General features: G+C 66.7%; 2 protein-coding genes. One reads left to right on the top strand and one right to left on the bottom strand.

The features are described from left to right. On the bottom strand, nt 1-299 hold a 299-nt coding region (locus K8I01_12260; protein ID MBZ0221190.1), incomplete at its 3' end, for a ParB N-terminal domain-containing protein. Nucleotides 300-627: 328 nt separating this feature from the next. On the opposite strand from K8I01_12260, the gene K8I01_12255 reads away from it, so the two are divergent. Next, nucleotides 628-1254 (top strand): hypothetical protein (locus tag K8I01_12255; protein MBZ0221189.1); only part of this gene is annotated, 627 nt, incomplete at its 3' end.

Here is a 1254-nt window from a genome sequence, read left to right as displayed (position 1 = left end):
CGGTTGAGCGCGATGGCGAGCGAGGTCGCCTGCAGGTCGTCGAGGTCCAGTTCGACGATCTCACACTCGGCCCAGCCGAGCTGCTTCATGGCCTGCAGCCGCCCGTGGCCGCCGATCAGCCGGCCGGTGCGCTGCTGCACGATGAGCGGCTCAGCCTGACCAAAGCGCTTCAGGCTGGCGACGATAGACTCGAGGTTCTGCGGCCCGTGGGTCCGGACGTTGCTCGGGTCCGGATGCAGGGTGTCCAGCGGGACGGTTCGGATGCGCAGGGCCCCTGCGCGCAAGGCGGTCGTTTCCAAGAGAGCACCTCCCCAGGAGTTGAGGGCCGCTTGGAGGTCCGCGTGGAGGTTGGCCTGACGACGCGGAGTGTAGCAGGGGCGGGCGTCAAGCTGGCAGGGTTCGCTGCTGGAGCGGATGGATCCGCGTGTTGCTGCGCCCGGAAACGCAGCACGGTCTCGCCGGACCGCGTCTGGGAATCCGCTGCGGGTCCACGATTCTGGTTAAGGGGCGTGGGTACTTGGGTACCGACCAGCGAAGTCCAACTCCAAGAGGCAGCACGTGACGCAGGCAGAAGGAGAAGAGCCGACCCCCGCAGTTCCCCTGTTCCCAGCCCTGGCTGGGGACGGGTTGGGCGGAGTCGTCGTGCCGACGGATCAGCAACTCGGCCAGGTGAGGGGCGAGGCGCGGCGGTCATGCCGGTTGCCCGAACTGCACGACGCAATGGTGGTCTGGGAGACGGCGGCGAAGCGTGCGGCCGTGGCGTTCGAGAACCGACTGCGACTGGTCGTCCTGCGAATCGAACTCGAGCGCGAGATCGGGGAAGGACTCCGTGAGGACGTCCATCCGGGCCGGCCCCGAAAATGGTGTCCTCGGGTCACCATTAAAAAATCGACGCTGCCAGAGATTCTTTCGAAGAAGCGGTCAGCCGCCTTCCAGTCGCTCGCCAGGATCCCCGAGTCGGTGTTCCGTCGCTACGTCGCGAACGAGACGTCACAGAACAGACTGCCGTCGTCTGCCGGTCTGCGCCGCTTTGCTGAAGGGCTTGAGGAACGAACTGATAGAGACTGCAGGAGTCGCGGTCTGCCCGACGAACTCGTGGACGCGGTGGTGCGTGTGCTCGGCGAGATCGACACGTGCGTCGGCGAACTCGGCGTTCCAGGGCGCACGCACATGCGAACCGCGGACCCGTCCCAAGTCGCGCTTCGTGGGCGTGTTGTGGTGGATGCGTCCGACGACGGCGGCGCGTGGCTGCGC

Source organism: Deltaproteobacteria bacterium, from assembly GCA_019912665.1.
Lineage (GTDB): Bacteria > Desulfobacterota > GWC2-55-46 > GWC2-55-46 > GWC2-55-46 > UBA5799.
Note: the sequence above shows the minus strand (reverse complement) of the source record. Positions and strands in the feature narration are given on the sequence as shown.